Here is a 20359-nt window from a genome sequence, read left to right as displayed (position 1 = left end):
CTCCCTTGTCTCTTTCTTGCTTCTAGCCTAAAGTTGTCTCACCACTGGCTGACCATCAATAACTTCGCCAACTAAAACTACATCCGCACAGTTGACAAAAATACCATTTTCTAGAACACCTGGGATGTTATTCAGGACTTTTTCTAGATTAACTGGGTCTTCAATAGAGTCAAATCTCACATCTAAGACAAAATTACCTTGGTCGGTGATGACTGGCCCGGCTTTTTTCACACCCATACGCAGTTCTGGTTTACCGCCGAGTTGCTTAATAGCATTAGTGACAGGGGTAATTGCCATTGGGATAACTTCTACTGGTACAGCAAACACTGAACCTAAACGGTCTACTAACTTTCCACTGTCTACCACAACAATAAATTGACTAGCCAAGTAATCAACCACTTTCTCACGGGTATGGGCTGCGCCACCACCTTTAATTAAGTTTTTTTTGGGGTCAACTTCATCAGCCCCATCAATGGCAATATCAATGTGGTCTACAGCGTCCAGCGTTGTGAGAGGAACGCCGTATTTTTTCGCCAATACCTCAGACTGAAATGAGGTAGGGATACCGACAATATCTGTCAGTTCACCAGACTTGAGGCGATCGCCTAAATATTGAATTGTGTAAGCTGTCGTTGAACCTGTACCCAATCCCACAATTGAACCTGATTTAACCAAAGCAGCCGCAGCTTTGCCGACTTCTTGCTTCATCAAAGTAACGGGGTCTGTTGTTCCTGTCATTCCCAAAACTCCTGAAATTTCGACTAAATATAAGGCTTTATCACGGCCGACTATACTATATTCCTTAACACATGAACTACCCCACCCTACTTCGTTGAGGGTGGGGTTTCTACATCCCCACCAGTAGAGCCAGATTTTTGACGCTTCTTTGCCCCCAGTTTCTTCATGCTTCCCGCAGTTTTGCGGGTACGTGAAGTAGAGCTAGAATCATCTGCGCCTACTAGGTTCGTTCCAAACCCAGGTAGTTGATTTGAGTGCCAAAGTAAAAAGACTTCAGATGATGCGATATCACGCTGTTGAGTGTATCCACAATTGCTGCAAATATGCACTCAATTGCTGCAAATATGCACTCTCTGGTCTAAAGATTTCTTTTCCTGATTCCCACATTTGGGGCAAGTTTGAGATGGTTTTATCTTCTTGGTTGGTGCTTCAATAAAGACACCATCGACATCATCTAACTTAGCTTTGAGGGATTTTTTAATCATCCCCATTCCAACATCAAGAATTGATCTAATACCCAAATTTGGGAACAATTAACTTAGTGGGTGCGAGGAGATAAAGGTGTTAGAAGAACGCGCATATTGGCTAGCTTGGGCGCAAATTTCGGGGATTGGGCCTGTGTTGCTGCGACGACTACAGCAGCATTTTGGGACGTTAGCGACAGCTTGGAATGCTAATAAATTTCAATTGGGGGAAGTTGAGGGTTTTGGTTTACAAACATTAGCAAAAGTGGTAGAACAGCGATCGCGTCTCAATCCACAAAAATTACTCATCCAGCACCAACAAGAAAATACCCATTTCTGGACACCAGCCGATGCTGAGTATCCCCGGTTACTCCTAGAAACCCCTAGCCCACCACCAATTTTGTACTATCGGGGTGAGGTGGAATTATCAGAAAATCTGGGACAAAAACCCCTAGTGGGGATTGTGGGAACTAGACAACCATCAGATTATGGCATTCGTTGGACTCGCCAAATTAGTACAGCTTTAGCAAAAAATGGCTTTACAGTAGTGTCTGGGATGGCGGAGGGAATCGACACGGAAAGTCATAGTGCAGCAATGAAAGCTGGAGGACGGACAATCGCCGTTGTTGGTACTGGTGTAGATGTGATTTATCCTCACAAAAATCGGGACTTATACAAACAGATTTTGAATGCTGGATTAGTTGTCAGTGAATATCCAGCCAAAACGCCACCCGATCGCACTCATTTTCCGCGCCGTAATAGAATTATTGCAGGTTTAAGTCGCGCCATATTAGTTATAGAAGCACCTTTAAAATCTGGTGCTTTAATTACAGCCACCTATGCAAATGATTTCGGTAGAGATGTATATGCACTACCTGGAAGAATAGATGATTACCCATCCCAAGGCTGTTTAAAATTAATCAGTCAAGGAGCATCTTTAATTCTCAAAGAACTAGATGAATTACTCAAAATGCTGGGAGCAATACCACAAATTGATACTGTTGATACATCCCCAGTCCCTGAACAGTTGATTTTGCCCATCCTACCACCAGAACTACAACAAGTAATGGATGCGATTACAGTAGATACGATACCCTTTGATTTACTTGTGCAGAAAACAGGTATGAATATCGGTTCTGTTTCTAGTGCTTTATTACAGTTAGAACTAATGGGTTTAGTTTCACAGTTACCAGGAATGCGTTATCAAAAGGCGTAGGAATGTACAAGGGAGACAAGGTAGAAATTTTACTCCAATCCCCAGTCCCCAATCCCCAGTCCCCAATCCCCAGTCCCCAATCCCCAATCCCCAGTCCCCAATCCCCATTAAGACTTTTCACCATATTCCATACCATTAGCCTCAGCATAACGGTGCATAAAACGCATGAATCGTTCCCAATGATCATCGCGCTCAACTTCAACTTTACACTCTACCCCCCTGAGTTCGTCGCCTTCATCACCCCCAAAAATGAATCGAGTCGAAGACGGGGTAAGACTAATTTCACCTTCTTCATCAGTTAAAAGTAAGGCGTTTAATGATTGTTTTGTAAAACTGTTGAATCCTTCCAATGCTTGCAATTGCTCAAACGTCATCATGACGATGCGTTTACCAGTACGGACTTCACGCCTTAAACTGACGTTACTAAGTTCTTCATAAATGCCTGCAAAAAACTGAATTGAGGGGGTGGTTGAGGACATAATTAATTCAAAATTCAAAATTTAAAATTGCACATGGGGAATGGAAAATTGGTCATGGGAGTCAAAATTTCTATCTTGTCTCCCTTTACCAGGGGGGTCATATAATTCTTTACTTTACCTGTTTACTTTTGCTTGATTGTCATTTAATTCTTTTGTACCATTATCCACCCAAAAATAACCAGCAGCGCACCCAACGCCAAAAACCCCACATCCCAAGCTAATTGATTTGTGAGGCTGACAATAGCTTCTATCTTAATGGAGCAAGAGGACTCCCGGCACAGCGTTAGCTTGCCGGAGAGATGAATTGCGACCAATATAAAACTGAGCGCAGCGAATCAATGTTTTGGTTGTGCTTGGTTCTCAACGTAATTTTTTAATTGTTCAACCGTAACACCACCACAACTAGCGACAAAATACGCACCAGTCCAAAAGTAAGGCTTGTTGTAGAAGTATTTTTTAGCCACCAAGGGAACTCTTTGCGGATTATTGAACTCCAGTAATTTACAATCCCATTTTTTCAGGGTGGCTGTGATGATTTCTTTTAACCTGTTTAGTATTTCTGCATTAATAGCTTTTCGGCGGTATTTCACGACTAAAACAATATGAGCGTTAAGTCTGTAAACAGACCTTAAACCATGATTGGACTTGCTTTGACAAGGGGTAGCGATAAATAGTATATTACCATAAGTTTCTCGAAATTATATTGATGTTAGATGTATTAAAGGTCAGAATTTATCCAAACAAAAAACAAGAAATATCCTTAGCTAAAAGCTTTGGATGTTCCCGCTTTGTTTGGAATTTCTACCTCAATAAAACTAATACTCAATACAAGGAAACGGGTAAAGGTATGACTTACTGCCAGATGGCTAAAGACCTTACCCAATTGAAGAAACTAGCTGATTATGAATGGCTGCTTTTCCCCACTGCTGCTGTTCTACAACAATCACTCAAAAATTTAGAATCTGCGTTTAAAAACTTTTTCTCTAAACGTACTGGATTCCCAAAATTCAAAAGTAAGCATTCTCAGCAGTCAATCCGATTTCCTGAAAGTTGTTCAATTAAGGATGGTGGATTAAAGCTACCTAAGCTTGGCATCGTTAAAGCTAGTCTTTCAAAAAATATTAATAGCAAGATTAAATCTGTAACCGTTTCTAAGACAAGTACAGATAAATATTTTGCTGCGATCTTATTTGAGACTAAAGATTTAATAACAAAGGCGCAAGGTAAGATATCAGGAATTGATTTAGGATTAAACAGTCTAGTAACTGTGTTTGATGGTGAAACCTGTTACAAAGTTGACCCAATCAAACCTACTAGAAAATATGCTCAACGACTACGAATTAGACAGAAAGCTTTATCTCGTAAAGTGAAAGGGTCTAACAATAGGCGTAAAGCAGTTAAAGTAGTTGCCAAAGTTCACGAAAAAATATCCAATACCAGACAAGATTTTCTCCATAAACTCTCACGAAAGTTATGTGATGATAACCAAGTCATAGTAGCTGAAAACCTTTGCGTTAAAGGATTAGCCCGTACCAAGTTAGCCAAGTCAATATATGATGCTGGGTTTGGTATGCTGCTTAATTTTATCGGCTACAAACTAGAGAGAGAGGGAGGTAAATTCATCCAAGTTGACAGATTCTTTCCTAGTACAAAGCTTTGTTCATGCTGCGGTTATAAGAATGATTTCCTGAATTTAAGTATCCGTGAGTGGACTTGTCTAAATTGTCAAACAACTCATGACAGAGATGAAAATGCGTCACGGAACTTGAGGGCAGAAGGGATAAGAATATTGTCAACAAATACTGCGGGACACGCAGAAATCCAAGCTTGTGGAGAAGCAGTAAGACTCGTTGGTACTTGTGCCAAAAAGCGTGTTTCTGAGAAGCAAGAATCTCCCGCTACACCGTGCAAGCGGTTAGCGGGGGAGTGTCAACGTTAGGTGAATACTAGCTTTCAGCCTCAAGTAGATAACTGACGGCTAACATATACAAACCTCACCCCTTGTGGGTGGCTGAATTAATTGCGTAAAGCCTGCGGCATAGCTGCGCTTAGAGCGGAGCGGGACGTTAGTCCATTGCGTTAGCGGAGCAGGACGTTAGTCCATTGCGAATTGCTTTTATACTGGTCGCAATTCATCATCCCGTTACAGTCTTACGACTGTAACGGGATGATGAATTGCGACATTCAAGATAGAAATTGATATATTAATAAAAGAAAAATTTTCAAATGACCATTTACTTTTATAAAGTTTGGCAACCTTTCGGTTGTTTTTCTAACTTTTCTCCTCACGGTATTGAAATTCACGGTATTTACTGGTCAACGGTAGAGCATTACTATCAAGCACAAAAGTTTGTTGGTAGTGTCGATGCAGTCATCATCCCCGTCATTCGTGCAGCCACAACCCCCGAAGAGGCCGCCGCTTTGGGTCGATGTAGTAGCCGCAAACTACGCTCAGATTGGGATTTAGTCAAAACCCAAGTTATGCGAGAAGCAGTGTTCAAAAAGTTTTTCACCCATACGGATATTCGAGAAATTCTTTTGAATACTGGGAATGAAGTTTTAGTAGAAAATTCACCCACTGATTATTTTTGGGGTTGTGGTGCAGATAACACTGGTCAAAATCATCTCGGTAAAGTTCTCATGAGTGTGCGTGAAGACCTCCGCCAGCTACAGCTATTAACCGTATTTTCCGTTGATTGCTTGGGAGAAAAAGGTTAATTTCATGACCGAATTTTGGAGAAGAAATTTATACTTTCTTCTCTTGTCGGAATAGGGTTTGATATTTTGCCTAACAGTAAAGCACGCTCAGGCGTGAAGCTGTTTTGGCAAAAATTAAACAACCTCTATTTTTGGTTTATACATTGGTAAATATAAAAACATTTAAATTGTATTATTTACATATTTTCACGGGATTCATAGCCCAATAAACAAGATAAAATCAGATGAATGATTATTGAAGTTTTTACCTTTATATCAGTAGTCAGTCAGGGTAAAAATATTTTAGTTTCATGTTGGGTAAGATGAGGCAAAAATTTTATCTTGTTTAGGTGTACCAAGTAATGACATTTACGGATAAAGTAAGTAGTTTTTCGCCAAATTTAGAGCAAGAGAATCTATTATATCGGATCACCAACCGAATCAGGCGATCGCTAGAACTGGAAGAAATATTAACCGCTACAGTTGTGGAAATTCGCGAATTTTTAGCTACAGACCGGGTAATGGTGTATCGGTTTGCTCCTGATAGTAGTGGCGAAGTCATTGCTGAATCTATTCATGAACAACGTTTACCATCTCTATTGGGGTTACATTTTCCCGCAGGTGATATCCCCGAAGAAGCGAGACGGATGTTTCTCTTGGCAAAACAACGCTCAATTGTTGATGTAGTTAATGGCACAATTGGGCTATCGTCATTACCATCACAAGACTCAATACCCGCTCAGTTAAATCAAAATATCTACTATCGCCAAGTAGATCAATGCCATTTAGAATACTTACAGGCGATGGGTGTACAGTCTTCCTTCGTCGTGCCAATTCTATTATCTGACCTGCAAAAACCATCCACACAGCCAGAACTATGGGGATTGTTGGTATCACATCACAGTCAACCACGCACGATTTTAAAGCGGGAACTGAAAATAGTTCAGCAAATTACTGATCAAGTAGCGATCGCGATCGCTCAAAGTAACCTATTGGCTGAAACTCGCGCCCAACAACGACGAGAAGCCATTATTAACCATGTCAATACACTTTTACATCAGCAAACCCATATAGAATTGCAGACAGCCCTAGAAGCAACTATCAATATTTTAGGTGGTACAGGTGGCAGGCTTTATATTAATAAAACTCAAAAACTATATATGTGGGGTGAACAGCCCCGTCCCACCTCCGAATCAACCAACAGTTTGATTGAACAACATCCCGTATGGCAATTTTGGATCAATCAATCTCAACCGGGTGATGTGTGGGCTATTCCTGACCTTTACAAGGAAACGCATTTGCAGATTTTAGCTTTTGCGTTTGAGTCTACTCCCATTCGAGGCATATTGGTGATGCCTCTACACTATCGCCAACGTTTGATCGGAGTCATGAGTATTTTCCGTCCTGAATGGGACACACAAATTTTATGGGCTGGACGGTGTGAGCAGAATCAACGCCAACGACTACCAGAGCTTTCCTTTGAGATGTGGTGTGAGCAAAAAAAAAGCCAAGCACCCCAATGGAGTGCAGCAGAAATTTCTCTAGGACAAAGCTTGGCTGCTGATTTTGCTGTTGCTATTCAACAGCAGCACACCAATCAACAGCTACAGACACTTAACATTGACTTAGAATGTCGGGTCAACGAGCAAACCGCCGAATTGGAGAAATCATTCTTAATTACCAAGGTAATTAAACAAGTTACCGAACAAATCCGCCGTAGCTTAGATTTAGATACCACCCTACAAACTATTGTTGAGCAAGTCCGTTCCCTACTCAATTCAGATCGACTATTGATTTATCAAATTTTGAGTGAATCTAAGGGTGAGGTAATTGTTGAAGAAGTAAATGGTAATTGGGATTCAGTTTTAGGATGCAAAATGCCTTTGGGGTGCTTACCTGAAGAATATACCCATCTTTATGGTCGAGGTAGGGTCAGAGCAATGAATAATATTGCCACCGCTTCTTTGAGTGCTTGTCATCAAGAATTTTTGCAGAGCTTGCAAGTACAAGCTAACTTAATTGTTCCCATTAATATGGGTCAAAAACTTTGGGGATTACTTATTGCTCATCAATGTGATGCGCCCAGAGATTGGCAAGAGGCGGAAATAGATTTATTACAACAGTTAGCAGATCAAGCTGCGATCGCTATTTATCAAGCTGAACTTTACGAACAAAGTTGTCTGGCGGAAAATGCAGCTAAAGCCCAAACTGCACAGTTAGAAAAAACTTTGATAGAACTGCAAGAAACCCAAACAAAATTGATTCAAAATGAAAAAATGTCTAGTTTGGGACAATTAGTAGCAGGGGTAGCCCACGAAATTAACAACCCTGTCAACTTTATTCACGGCAACCTCTGCCATGCTCAGGAATACACTCAACAATTATTAGAACTTTTAACACTTTATCAGACATACTATCCTCAACCGCATAGTGAAATTTATCAAGCACTAGAAAGTATAGATTTAGATTTTGTTATAGAAGACTTGCCTAAAATTATCTCTTCGATGAAAGTTGGTGCAGACCGTATCCGATCTATAGTTTTGTCATTACGCAATTTTTCCCGCTTAGATGAATCTGAAAATAAGTTAGTTGATATCCATGAAGGGTTAAATAATACTTTATTAATATTGCAACATCGATTCAAAGCCAATGCTAATTTCTCTGGGATTCAAATCATCAAAGATTATGGCGATTTACCATTAGTAGAATGCTACGCCGGACAGATGAATCAAGTGTTTATGAATATTCTGTCTAATGCCATTGATGCCTTAGAGGAACAAGAGTCAAAAAATAAGTCAATTAAACCAGAAATTTGTATTTCTACTCAAATATCTCCTAATGAATCCCGTCTTTTGATTCGCATTGCAGACAATGGACTAGGTATGACCCAGGAAGTTAAAAATCGTATCTTTGACCCATTTTTTACTACTAAATCAGTAGGTAAGGGTACAGGATTAGGACTAGCCATCAGCTACCAGATTGTTGTTGAAAAGCATGGTGGAACTATAGATTGTGTCTCAGAAGTTGGCAAGGGTACTGAGTTTTGGATTGAGATTCCTATTCAAATTGCCGCATAATAAAGTAGGCGTTTCTAAACTATAGCGGGGGTAGTCGCGATCGCCCTAACAAGGTTATATGTAAGTTATGCTGCAAATTTCTAATAAAATCATCATCTCCGATAGCGAACTCGAAATTAGCGCGATTCGTTCTCAAGGTGCAGGAGGCCAAAACGTCAACAAGGTCTCTACTGCTATTCACTTACGCTTTGACATTGAGGCTTCGTCATTACCCGCTTTCTACAAAGAACAACTTCTGAAGCTAAATGACCGACGCATTACCCAGGAGGGGGTTATTGTCATCAAGGCTCAAGAATACCGCAGTCAGGAGAAAAACCGCGAGGAAGCTTTGCAACGACTCAAACAACTCATACTAGGCGCGGTCACACTCCCTCAAATACGCAAACCCACTAAACCATCTCGCAGTTCTCAACGAAAACGTATCGACAGTAAAACTAAGCGAGGACAGATTAAGTCTATGAGAAGGCAAGCTATTGATTAATTGTCACCAAAATTGAAAAAGCAACGGTGGCTCGTCAGAATTATTCTCTGCAAGAGAAAAAACTACTTACCCCTCCTGTATTGCTGATAAGCGGTCTTATATACCGTTATCAGCATTTTTTTGTCAAGTTGTGTTGACACTTTGTAATATTATTGTTAATATTATTTACATAAGTTAATAAATAAGGAAAAAAACTATGTACACTACTGTTAATGAAGATGGCGTTCTCAACAACTACGCAACTGAACCCCAGGTATATTGTGCCGAGTACCCTGCAATTTGGGAACAACGCAAATACGCGATACAAAGTGTATTCGCTACATTAATTGTCTCTAGTCTAATTTTGGTCGCTTTCAGCGTTAGCTAATATTTTTAGACTTCTATATCGCTATCACTTATCATTTATCGTCATTTCGATTTCTCTTTTTACCTCGGTTAGTTTCGCCGGGGTTTTTTGTTGGGTAGAAAAATGGTCTGTCAGATTAAATCGCGTTTCTACTGAATTATTGAGTAACAAGTATGGGTATTTACTCATTACTCATTACTCATTACTCATTACTCATTTAACTGGATCTCCACCAGTTGGCAAATGCTATCAACCCCAACCCTAATAACAATGGTGTCAACCAATCACCCCAACGCACATATAAAGTTTTGCTCTGTCGTCGGTAGATAGTTGCGGCTTGGGTTTCGTAGGTATTATATCCAGACATCCACAGGGTTTTACCGTGGGGATCAACAAAGGCTGAATATCCGGTGTTGGTCGCTCTGACTGACCATCTATCAGTCTCAATTGCTCGCATGATATCCTGAGCATGGTGCTGGAATGGCATAGCAGCACTGTAATGGGCATCGTTGGAAGCACTGAGGATAAATTCTCCACCTTCTGCTGCTTGACGGCGAAATACTTCGGGAAATGCCGATTCGTAACAAATCCCGACAATTGCCCGACCGAAGGGAGTATCAAAAATTTGGTTGGGTGAACCATGTACTTGATGTTCATCTAGTGGCGATAAACGCTGAATAATTGCACCCAAAATTTCCTCAAAAGGAATGTATTCACCCAAGGGTACTAACTTAGATTTATCGTAGCGGCTGGTAAGTTCACCTTGGCCGTTGACTGTAAATAAACTGTTGGTGTAACTCCGTCCCTTTCTCCCAAAAGCCCCAACCCAAGCAATTACACCTTTGTCTTCTATGGCTGCAACTAGGGGAGTAACTGCTAAATCTTTGTCAAAAAAAGGCATTGCCCCTTCTGGAGTCAGAACAGCATCAACGCCTTGATTAACTAAGGTTAAATATCCCTCGGTGTAACCTCTAATGGCGCGTTGGACTCCTTCGGGAAGCAGTTTAATTTTGTTGGGAATATTTCCCTGAATAATCCCCACCTTCAAGGTGGCGGCTGGAGGTTGGGCGATGGGGCGAGTGTATAATAAAAAACCAATCAGGTGTAGGGTAATTAATAAACCTGTGGCGATCGCTAAATATTTGAAAGGTGTAGGGGTGTAGGGGTGTAGGGGTGTAGGGGTGTAGGGGTGTAGGGGTGTGGGGGTGTAGGGGTGTAGGGGTGTAGGGGTGTAGGGGTGTGGGGGTGTAGGGGTGTAAGGGAATAAATCTTTATTGTGTGATTCATCACGTTTATTGCTAGCTTGCTGGTAATTAATCCATGCTTCAGCAATTAAGCCATTGATGGCGACAATAGCAGCAGTGACAGTATTTGGCCCCGATAGTTGCCCCAGGTGTAAAATTACGAGATTATGCGGACTCTGGGTGTAAGCTAGAGAACTCCACCACAAGGGGCCGGCACTCCACAGGCTTTCTAAGCCGCACCAAATTGCTGTACCAATTAGGATACGTGGTAGCGATTTTTGCAGATTGAAACAGGCGATCGCACCTGCCCAAATTGCTGCAAAAATTCCCCCCCAGAGGCTAATGAATGATAAGCAAAAAAAGGTAATGGCTAAACTCGGCCACCAAGGTACACCCAACCAATCCATCGGATGAATGCCGGTAATCCAGAATAAGGCGACACCGTGATAACCAATACCCCAGAGTAAAGGCACAAGGTAAAAGGAAAAAGGTAAAAGAAATAACTTGTTTCTTCTACCCTCTAAATTTTGACTTTTTTCTACAACCATTACCCAGAGGGGGGCGAGGGCTACCCAAGCCAAGAACCATGCACCCACAGGGGCGACGGTTAACCCCATCAGAACCCCACTGGTAAGAGCAAGTAAAAGGTAGAGTACAAAAGGGAAAATTTCTTTTGCCTTTTGACTTTTGACTTTTGACTTCATTCCACCTCTTCTATGTCGGCTGTGTCGCCTGCGTCGGCTGCATCGCTTGTATCGGCTGTATCAGCTGTATCAGGAGGAACGATCGCTACTCCATTAATTACGTCATCTTCGTCGAGGCGTTGCACTCTCACCCCAGTTGCAGAACGGGATTGGATAGAAATTGCATTCACCGCTTGCCGAATGATGATACCGCGACTTGTTACCATCATGATTTCATTGTCACTGTTGACAATACCTAGAGTGGCTAACTTGTCTTTGGTTTTGCGGTTTTTGAATTTAGTCGCCATCAAGCCTTGTCCAGCCCGATTTTGTAGGCGGAATTGGGCGACTGGAACGCGCTTACCGTATCCTCCCATTGTGATGACTAACACCCAAGGGCCAACGCTGACGTTACCTGTAACTTCAGTGTTTTCGATTTCTTCGGTGGTTTCTACTTCTTCAATGGTTTCGATTTCTTCGGTATCCACTTCCTCTGTATCTAAAGTCTCTAGAATCGCCGCCGGTAGAATATCCATCCCGACGAGTTCATCACCTTTTTTGAGTTTCATGGATTTTACTCCACGAGTTGCTCTACCTAAAGGACGCAGTTGTTCATGGTTACATCTAAAATGAATTGCCATCCCATGACGAGAACCGATGATGACGCTATCTTCGACTCTGGCGCGACGTACCCAGCGCAGTTGATCGCCTTCTTCTAAGGAAATTGCAATCAAACCATTGGCGCGAATATGACTGAAGGCTGCTAATACGGTTTTCTTAATATTGCCGCCTTTGGTCAGCATTACTAGATATTCTTCACTGCTAAACTCATCCACAGGGACAATCGAAGTAATTTTTTCTTCTCTGGGGATGGGTAGCAACTGCACAATGGGTGTACCGCGACTGGTGCGAGAACCCACGGGGATTTGATAGGCTTTGAGACAGTAGACGACACCGCGATCGCTAAAGAATAAAATGCTGTCATGATCACAGCAAGTTAAGAAATGCTCAATGTTGTCATCGTCTTTCACCTTCGCGCCGGCTTTACCTCTGGTAGCACGGCTTTGCGCCTCAAAGGTGTTAACTGGCATCCGTTTGATGTAGCCTTGTTCTGTCACCAGAATTAGAGCTTTTTCATTAGCAATCAAGTCGCGTTCGTCTATTTCCCCTTCGGCGTGGGTAATCACGGTGCGCCGGGGTGTAGCAAAGCTGGTTTTGATTTGGCTGATTTCGGTTTCAATGATTTCTAAAATCCGTTCCCGCCGTGCCAAAATATCCTGTAAGTCGGCAATCCGTGTCTGTAAGTCCTCATGTTCTAGACGGATTTTATCGGCTTCTAGAGCAGTTAACCGCCGTAGCTGCATTTGTAAAATCGCATCGGCTTGCACTTCCGAAAGTCCATAGGTGGTGATTAACTCACCTTTAGCGGTGGGTGCATCGGGCGCGTGACGAATTAAGTTAATAATTGCATCTAATTGGGATAGAGCAATTAATAAACCTTGTAAAAGGTGATCACGTTCTTCCGCTTTTCGCAATTCGTAACGGGTGCGTCTTGTAATTGCGTCTATACGGAAATCTAGGAAGACATGAAAGAACTGCTTCAGGCTGAGAATTTGGGGTTCGCCATTCACCAACGCCAACATATTCGCGCCAAAGTTGGCTTGCAGTGGTGTTTGTTTGTAGAGGTTATTTAAAACCACGCGGGGATAAGCATCACGCTTGAGTTCGATCACGATTCGCATCCCGTCGCGATCGCTTTCATCCCGGATATCTGCAATTCCGTCAATCCGCTTGTCATTCACCAACTCGGCAATTTTTTCAATTAATGCCGCTTTGTTGGTTTGATAGGGTAATTCGGTGATGATGATGGCTTCCCTGTCGGGACGGCCTCTCTGTTCAATGGTTTCAATGTTGGCGACACCGCGCATGGTGATTGAACCGCGGCCTGTGGTGTAAGCCTCTTTAATCGCGGCTGTCCCCAGAATTTGCGCCCCAGTGGGAAAGTCTGGCCCTGGGACAAACTGCATTAACTCCAAATCAGTGATTTCGGGATTATGAATCACTTCCACCAACCCATCAATCAGTTCGCCTAAATTGTGGGGGGGAATGTTGGTAGCCATCCCCACCGCAATCCCCGAAGAACCATTGAGAAGTAATTGGGGAATCCGTGAAGGTAAAACTGTGGGTTCTTGTTGAGAACCGTCAAAGGTATCAATAAAATCAACGGTTTCTGATTCAATATCTTGCAGCAGGGAAGCACTGGTTAAAGCTTGCAAGCGGCATTCAGTGTAACGCATTGCCGCCGGCGGGTCGTTATCTACTGAACCAAAGTTACCATGTCCGTTAATTAATGGCGATCGCATGGAAAAATCCTGCGCCATCCGCACCAACGCATCATATACTGCCGTATCGCCGTGGGGGTGATATTTACCCAACACTTCCCCGACTACACGGGCGCACTTTCTAAATGGGCGATCGTGGGTTAGCCCTAACTCGTGCATAGCAAAGAGGATGCGGCGATGCACAGGTTTGAGACCATCCCTGGCATCTGGTAACGCCCTGCCCACGATCACACTCATGGCGTATTCCAGATAAGACCGGGACATTTCATTCCGCAGATCCGTCGGGATAATCCTCTCCTGTGAGGTTGTCATAAACTAAAAAACTCCAAAAAACTTAGATTTTAGCCTTCGTACTTGACAAAGCGCAAAATTATGCCAAATTTCTCTTGAATAATTGCCATATTTTGGTACAATTCTAACACAATCTTGTGTGCATCTGCCGAGGGTGCTAACCCGTCTTTCGTGCCAAAAATGTTGTTGGGATGAAGTTAATTAGCGGTGTTTAATTTCAATTAAAAATTGAAAGACTTTTTTGTCTGTAAATTTTTAAATTTGAATTTGCCTAAAAGTCTGTTATACCTTGATTCAAGAAGATATTAAGGGAATATTTGGGGTGATAAAAAAACAATTAAATTATCCCAAATAATTGGCGTAAAAGTACAAAAATTAGTCAATTTTGTCGTAACAAAGTTGTACTTATTGGTGTATGTGTTATGAGTCCTCAGACAGTGTTGCCCTAGTAGCATTAAGTTTAAGCTGGTGGGTGTATGTTTGAGGTCATAGTCATGAATAAGGAAACTGTTCCGAGTCAAGCTGAAAAGATGAATCCAGAAGGAGATCCCTCAGAATTAAGCCCAGAAATGCGGGATAAAATCAAGCACCCACCTAAAATGGACGATGTGATTCGTCAGCAATCGCCAGAAGAACGCCGAGGAAACCAAGCTTTAGTACCAGAAATGCTGGATCAACCCATTGATGAGATGATTGGTTTTACCGAAGATTGAGTTATGAGGTATTGGGTATCTCGAAAACCCAAGCCATAAGTAAGGGTAGAATGGCATTCGTAATCCTGCTGCTGTGATGTCTTATGCTACCAGTCATCTACTCCGATGAGTTTCTAGACCACAAAACTGGAAGCTATCATCCAGAAAAACCAGAACGTTTGACGGCGATTGTTAACGCTTTGAAAGATGCTGCAATTTCTACCCAAATTGATTGGCGTGAACCTACACCAGCACTAGAAAATACATCTGTGATGCCATGTTTGGTAAAAGCCCATAGCCCAAATTACATCAATAAAGTCAGGGAAATCGCGTCTACTGGTGGTGGTTATTTAGATGGCGATACTCCCATTTCTCCCCGTAGTTATGATGTGGCTTTGTTGGCGGTGAGTGCTTGGTTGGATGGTGTAGATGCAGTCTTAAGTACAGCAAATCCGGCTTTTGTGTTGGCGCGTCCACCGGGACATCATGCTGAAAGTGATGCGGGGATGGGCTTTTGTTTATTTTCTAATGCAGCGATCGCGGCTTTTTATGCCTTAGAACAACCAGGAATTAACCGTGTAGCCATTCTCGATTGGGATGTACATCATGGCAACGGTACGCAGGCGATCGTCGAAATCAATCCCCAAATTGCCTACTGTTCTCTACATCAGTATCCCTGCTATCCCGGTACTGGGAGAGCTACAGAACGAGGTTTTCATCATAATGTCTTAAATTTACCCGTACCTCCCGGTAGTGATATCGCTGTCTATCAGCCGCTTTGGGAAAATAAGGTAGTACCGTTTTTTACGGAGTTTCAGCCAGATTTACTGATTGTTAGTGCTGGCTATGATGCTCTGGCTGATGATCCTTTAGCTAGCATCAATTTACAACCAAATGATTATGCTCTGTTTACAGATTATTGTTTGGGGCTAACACGTAAAGTTCTCTTTGGCTTGGAAGGTGGTTATGAACTTGATGTCCTAGCTCAATCAGTTATCGCCACAACTGAACGCTGTTTAGTTTAGGGTCTGGCAAAATTGTCGCTTTTAAATTTTTTCACTATTATCTGTAACTAAATCAAGGGTAATTTCATCGAATCTTCAGAAATAAAAAATCTTATTGATCTCATACAAGAGCTAAAGTTTTGTTAAGATGCAAGTGCTAGCAGTTTCTCAACGGAATTTCCAACTCCGCAGGTGGAGAAATAAATACTACTAGCAGCACATAGTTTAAAAGGTGAAGCTATGACCACCTATATTTTCTTCGATGAAGCCCTTCGGATCTTAACCAACGCCTACTTGCTGTCAACGATACTGTTAATTGCAGCTTCTGGTATTGGATTAGCAGTGATTGAAACTATTGAAAAGACAGAACAACGGTAAGTTAATCTGTATTTGGCACTGTATATCTAGCTAGAACCATATTGAGCAAAGCTGTTCACTGTCCAAAAATCCTGGGAACACTAGATGATGAAAGTCTCACAGCGTTGCAGGTTGCAAGAAAGGTTAAAAACTTTAAAGGTAACTGTACGCTAATGAGACACCCATCCAGGAGCAACTATTGATGAATCTACTAGAGACCGTTCTGGACGCGGAAATCCCCACCCCAGAATTACTTAGCCTACCAGAAGCTTTTACCGCGATCGTTTTACTGGCCACAGTGTCAGATAGTTATTTGACTGAGGAACAAGAGCGTTCTCTATTCTCTGCATTGTCACGCTCAAAGCTATTGAGAAATTATTCCCAGGATGCTATCCATAAGGTATTGAACAGAACCCTAGATATTCTCTGGCGGGATGGCTTCAATGCCTTATTTAATTTAGCTAAAGAATCTCTACCCCTAGAATTAAGAGAAGCTGCTTTTGCGCTATCTGCTGATTTAGTCTGGGGTGAAGGTTTAATCACCGATGAAGAAAAAAACTTTTTAAATGATTTTTATCAAGCTTTAGGTATTTCTTTCGATATAGCAACACCTATTTTACAAACAATGTTGATTAAAAATCAGGGATAAACCACCCATTCCAAATCAACAAAACCCTTACTTTGTCTTGATTTTGACGGTTCGTAGTAAGGACTTTAGTCCTGATTTTTCTAAGGACTAAAGTCCTTACTACAAACAAAGCTTATCCCTCAATTCAAATTTGATGACTAGCATATATACTTAATTGTGCCAAAGGAGTTGAGCTTCTTTGGCACTACTTTTGTCAGAAGGTAGGAGGTAGAGGAGACAAAAAATAATTTTTTGACTTTTGACTTTTTTCTGCCTAGTTCCAAGTCCCTCATTTTGAATTTTGAATTTTTATGTCTGCTACTATAACCCAACTAGTTGAAGTTCTTTTAGCCCAACCTGTAAATTTAAGTACGGCTGATTTAGTAAAAGTCAGCAGTGGTATACAAACAGATAGCCGCATTATCAAACCAGGTGAAGTCTTTTTGGCTTTACGTGGGGAGAAATTTGATGGACATGAATTTGTCCCAACGGCGATCGCTCAAGGTGCAATAGCTGCTATTGTCGATTTTGACTACGAAAATCCGGCATTCCCAGTATTACAGGTCAAAAATACCCTAGAGGCATATCAAAAAATTGGGCGATGGTGGCGCGATCGCTTTGATATACCTGTCATTGGGGTGACTGGTTCTGTCGGTAAAACCACTACGAAGGAACTCATAGCCGCAGTTTTGGCTACACAGGGTCAGGTTCACAAAACTTTTGGCAACTTCAATAACGAAATTGGCGTACCAAAAACTCTTTTAGAACTGAATTCTGAACATGACTACGCCGTGATTGAAATGGCGATGCGGGGAAGAGGGCAAATTGCAGAACTCGCACAAGTCGCGCGTCCGACAATTGGCGTGATTACCAATGTCGGGACAGCACATATTGAGTTACTGGGTTCAGAAGAGGCGATCGCTGAAGCAAAATGTGAGTTATTAGCGGAAATGCCCAAGGATAGTATCGCTATTCTTAATTATGACAATCCCCTATTACTAGCAACGGCGGCGAAAGTTTGGCAGGGGGAAGTTTTGACTTATGGTTTGTCTGGGGGAGATATTCAAGGCTTACTAATTGATAACGACACGATAGAAGTAGCAGGAATCCAGCTACCCTTACCTTTACCTGGCCGTCACAACGCGACGAATTTTTTAGCAGCCTTAGCTGTGGCTAAGGTTTTGGGGATCGATTGGTCAAGTCTGAAAAACGGTGTAACTGTAAATATGCCCACAGGCCGATCTCAGCGTTTTCATTTACCCAATGATGTATTAATCTTAGATGAAACCTATAATGCTGCACCAGAAGCTATGTTAGCAGCTTTGCAGTTATTAGCTGATACTCCAGGAAAGCGCAAAATTGCCGTGTTAGGGGCGATGAAAGAATTGGGAGAGCGATCGCCGCAACTTCATCAGCGCGTCGGGGAAGCAGTACGAGACTTACAATTAGACGGTTTATTAGTGTTGGTTGATGGACAAGATGCCGAAACAATAGCCAAAAGTGCCGAGGGTATCGCATTAGAATGCTTTACAACCCACGCCGATTTAGTGGAAAGATTAAAGACATTTATGCAAGCAGGCGATCGCGTATTATTCAAAGCCGCCCATTCTGTAGGACTAGATCGGGTAGTGAATCAATTGCTTCCAGAAAAGGTGTTATAGCGCAAGTCCTCCATGCCTATGTAATCGGTTGATAACTACTCACTATTAACTCATGACTCCAGTAGACATTCTCATTCTTTCCAATGGACCAGGAGAAGTGACAACCTGGGTGCGTCCAGTAGTCAAAGCATTGCGAGAACAGCTAGGGAACAACCGTGAGGAGGTACGTGTTTCCGTAGTTTTGTCACCATGTCCAAATGCTAGTGGAAAAGAAGCCGCGATCGCACTTTCTTATCCAGAAGTAGACCGAGTGCAAGCAGCAGAGCATTTTTGGCAATTTTTGCTGTGGGGTAAAACCTTTGAAAATTGGGATTGGCGCGATCGCGGTGTAATTGTTTTCTTAGGTGGCGACCAATTTTTCCCTGTAGTCATCAGTAAAAAACTCGGATATCGCACAGTAGTTTACGCCGAATGGGAAGCCAGATGGCATAACTTAATTGACCGCTTCGCAGTCATGAACCCAGAATTAACAGCCAAAGTCTCCCCTAAATATATTCACAAATTTACAGTCGTGGGAGACCTAATGCTAGAAGCCCAAAAACAACTCAAAACTCCTAACTCACAACTCAGCACTCCTAACTCAGCACTCAGCACTCCTAACTCAGCACTCAGCACTCCTAACTCAGCACTCAGCACTCCTAACTCAGCACTCAGCACTCCTAACTCAGCACTCAGCACTCCTAACTCAGTACTCAGCACTCACAACTCAGCACTCAGCACTCCTAACTCAGCACTCAGCACTCAGCACGGGCTAAACGCCCCGCTACCGCTAACAGCACTCATTGGTATTTTACCAGGGTCAAAAGCTGCAAAATTAACCCAAGGAGTACCGTTATTTTTAGCGATCGCTGAATATATCCACAGCAAAGCACCCCAAACAAAGTTTGTAATTCCCGTCGCCCCAACTTTGGATTTACCAACTCTAGCCAGTTTTGCCGATTCCCAAAAAAACCCTTTTGTAGAAACTTTTAACTTCTCTGGTGCTTCCTTAGTTGTCCCAGAACAAAGTCATCAAAAACCGATATTGAAAACAGGTAAGGGATTAAATGTAGAGCTACACCAAGAAAATCCTGCCTATGACTTATTATCTGATTGTTCTATCTGCCTAACTACAGTCGGAGCAAATACAGCCGAGTTGGGTGCTTTAGGTGTACCAATGGTTGTGTTATTACCCACACAACAACTCGATGCTATGCGTTCTTGGGATGGTTTACCAGGATTGTTAGCTAATTTGCCAGGTTTGGGTTCTACCTTCGCCAAAATCATTAACTGGTTATTTCTCAGACGCAAAGGGTTATTAGCTTGGCCGAATATCTGGGCTAAAGCAGAAATAGTCCCAGAATTAATAGGTAAACTGCACCCAGAAGAAGTTGGAGAAATGATTTTAGACTTTTTGACTCATCCAGAAAAATTGGCAGATATCCGAAATAAGCTAAAAAGCGTTAGAGGCGAAAGCGGCGCAGCAGATAAAATAGCACAGATTGTGAGTGAGGAATTGAGGACATGGAGTAATTAATCAGACTGTCCATCCCTACGCCCTAACTCATAAATCCCACAACCCATACAGGCAAGTATACCTGTACTAATTGCCCAACTGCCGCCTAAACTGATTTCTACACCCCAATTACATAAAGCACCAGTTACCAAAAATGGCACAATACTAAACAGTGAAGCATAAAAGGCGTTTTGTGATTCCCTGGCTTTGCGCGTTTTTTCAAATTCTGATTGGCTAGTGTAGAGCGATCGCTCGGCAAAATTAAACCAACGGTTGAGTTGTGTCATTACCCATTCACTCAACGGGGAAAAAGCTAGGTATAACGCCAAAGACCACAAACTTGCTCCAGCGATCGCAACTGTATTTATTTCAAAACGGAAAGGTAATATCTCAGTCAGCATGGCTTTGGTGCGTCCTGCAAATGATTCGATTGATGCTTGATATCATCGACAATCGACTTATTC

Annotated in this window: 20 protein-coding genes; 12 read left to right on the top strand and 8 right to left on the bottom strand. The window is 42.2% G+C overall.

Features of this window, described 5'->3' with window-relative positions:
- Positions 1-27: 27 nt before the first annotated feature.
- The 3 genes from rpiA to L6494_RS30970 all read right to left on the bottom strand — a co-directional run bounded on the left by rpiA (position 28) and on the right by L6494_RS30970 (position 1223).
- On the bottom strand, positions 28-738 hold the full coding sequence (rpiA, locus tag L6494_RS16120) for a ribose-5-phosphate isomerase RpiA (RefSeq protein ID WP_237988730.1): 711 nt from the start codon (positions 736-738) through the stop codon (positions 28-30).
- 86 nt (positions 739-824) lie between these two features.
- A complete protein-coding gene (locus L6494_RS30975) occupies positions 825-1067 on the bottom strand; it encodes a hypothetical protein (protein ID WP_330911016.1) in 243 nt (80 codons plus the stop codon).
- Positions 1068-1223, bottom strand: coding sequence for a hypothetical protein (locus tag L6494_RS30970; RefSeq protein ID WP_330911015.1), 156 nt, complete (start codon positions 1221-1223; stop codon positions 1068-1070).
- Positions 1224-1299: 76 nt separating this feature from the next.
- On the opposite strand from L6494_RS30970, the gene dprA reads away from it, so the two are divergent.
- On the top strand, positions 1300-2418 hold the full coding sequence (gene dprA / locus L6494_RS16110) for a DNA-processing protein DprA (protein WP_237988729.1): 1119 nt from the start codon (positions 1300-1302) through the stop codon (positions 2416-2418).
- Between the two features lie 107 nt (positions 2419-2525).
- On the opposite strand, the gene psb28 is transcribed toward dprA, so the two are convergent.
- Both psb28 and L6494_RS16100 read right to left on the bottom strand, forming a co-directional pair.
- Positions 2526-2897, bottom strand: coding sequence for a photosystem II reaction center protein Psb28 (gene psb28 / locus L6494_RS16105; RefSeq protein WP_237988728.1), 372 nt, complete (start codon positions 2895-2897; stop codon positions 2526-2528).
- 335 nt (positions 2898-3232) lie between these two features.
- Entirely contained in the window at positions 3233-3574 is a 342-nt protein-coding gene (locus tag L6494_RS16100; RefSeq protein ID WP_237996055.1) for a transposase, read from the bottom strand.
- 29 nt (positions 3575-3603) lie between these two features.
- On the opposite strand from L6494_RS16100, the gene L6494_RS16095 reads away from it, so the two are divergent.
- From L6494_RS16095 to psb34, 5 genes are all read left to right on the top strand, one after another.
- Positions 3604-4836, top strand: a complete 1233-nt coding sequence (locus L6494_RS16095) for an RNA-guided endonuclease InsQ/TnpB family protein (RefSeq protein WP_237988727.1) — start codon at positions 3604-3606, stop codon at positions 4834-4836.
- Positions 4837-5123: 287 nt separating this feature from the next.
- Positions 5124-5615: an NADAR family protein gene (locus L6494_RS16090; RefSeq protein WP_237988726.1), complete on the top strand. Its 492-nt coding sequence runs from the start codon at positions 5124-5126 to the stop codon at positions 5613-5615.
- 341 nt (positions 5616-5956) lie between these two features.
- Positions 5957-8671, top strand: a complete 2715-nt coding sequence (locus tag L6494_RS16085; protein ID WP_237988725.1) for a GAF domain-containing sensor histidine kinase — start codon at positions 5957-5959, stop codon at positions 8669-8671.
- Positions 8672-8738: 67 nt separating this feature from the next.
- The gene (arfB, locus tag L6494_RS16080) at positions 8739-9152 is read left to right on the top strand and encodes an alternative ribosome rescue aminoacyl-tRNA hydrolase ArfB (RefSeq protein ID WP_237988724.1); all 414 of its coding nucleotides are present in this window, start codon (positions 8739-8741) and stop codon (positions 9150-9152) included.
- Between the two features lie 196 nt (positions 9153-9348).
- Positions 9349-9519: a photosystem II assembly protein Psb34 gene (psb34, locus tag L6494_RS16075; RefSeq protein WP_237988723.1), complete on the top strand. Its 171-nt coding sequence runs from the start codon at positions 9349-9351 to the stop codon at positions 9517-9519.
- 196 nt (positions 9520-9715) lie between these two features.
- Here the strand turns inward: psb34 and lnt are convergent, their stop codons facing one another.
- Both lnt and gyrA read right to left on the bottom strand, forming a co-directional pair.
- Positions 9716-11446, bottom strand: coding sequence for an apolipoprotein N-acyltransferase (gene lnt, locus L6494_RS16070; protein ID WP_237988722.1), 1731 nt, complete (start codon positions 11444-11446; stop codon positions 9716-9718).
- Positions 11443-14079, bottom strand: a complete 2637-nt coding sequence (gyrA, locus tag L6494_RS16065; protein ID WP_237988721.1) for a DNA gyrase subunit A — start codon at positions 14077-14079, stop codon at positions 11443-11445. The genes lnt and gyrA overlap by 4 nt, the downstream gene beginning before the upstream one ends.
- Before the next feature lie 473 nt (positions 14080-14552).
- Between gyrA and L6494_RS16060 the strand changes: the two genes are divergently transcribed.
- The 6 genes from L6494_RS16060 (at position 14553) to L6494_RS16035 (ending at position 19916) form a co-directional block, all read left to right on the top strand.
- Positions 14553-14771, top strand: a complete 219-nt coding sequence (locus tag L6494_RS16060) for a hypothetical protein (RefSeq protein WP_237988720.1) — start codon at positions 14553-14555, stop codon at positions 14769-14771.
- A gap of 83 nt (positions 14772-14854) precedes the next feature.
- Positions 14855-15775: a histone deacetylase family protein gene (locus L6494_RS16055; RefSeq protein ID WP_237988719.1), complete on the top strand. Its 921-nt coding sequence runs from the start codon at positions 14855-14857 to the stop codon at positions 15773-15775.
- 219 nt (positions 15776-15994) lie between these two features.
- Positions 15995-16132, top strand: coding sequence for a hypothetical protein (locus tag L6494_RS16050; RefSeq protein WP_237988718.1), 138 nt, complete (start codon positions 15995-15997; stop codon positions 16130-16132).
- A 181-nt stretch (positions 16133-16313) separates the two neighbouring features.
- Entirely contained in the window at positions 16314-16760 is a 447-nt protein-coding gene (locus L6494_RS16045; protein WP_237988717.1) for a tellurite resistance TerB family protein, read from the top strand.
- Between the two features lie 290 nt (positions 16761-17050).
- Positions 17051-18400 carry a UDP-N-acetylmuramoyl-tripeptide--D-alanyl-D-alanine ligase gene (locus L6494_RS16040; RefSeq protein ID WP_442946961.1) on the top strand — a complete coding sequence of 450 codons (1350 nt, stop codon included), beginning with the start codon at positions 17051-17053 and terminating at the stop codon, positions 18398-18400.
- Positions 18401-18452: 52 nt separating this feature from the next.
- On the top strand, positions 18453-19916 hold the full coding sequence (locus tag L6494_RS16035) for a lipid-A-disaccharide synthase (protein WP_237988716.1): 1464 nt from the start codon (positions 18453-18455) through the stop codon (positions 19914-19916).
- On the opposite strand, the gene L6494_RS16030 is transcribed toward L6494_RS16035, so the two are convergent.
- A complete protein-coding gene (locus tag L6494_RS16030; RefSeq protein ID WP_237988715.1) occupies positions 19913-20296 on the bottom strand; it encodes a hypothetical protein in 384 nt (127 codons plus the stop codon). The two genes, L6494_RS16035 and L6494_RS16030, sit on opposite strands and share 4 nt — an antisense overlap.
- Positions 20297-20359 lie beyond the last annotated feature (63 nt).

It is taken from the genome of Nostoc sp. UHCC 0870, assembly GCF_022063185.1.
Taxonomy (GTDB): domain Bacteria; phylum Cyanobacteriota; class Cyanobacteriia; order Cyanobacteriales; family Nostocaceae; genus Trichormus.
The sequence above is the reverse complement of the archived record's forward strand: the minus strand, read 5'-3'. Positions and strand labels throughout refer to the sequence as shown.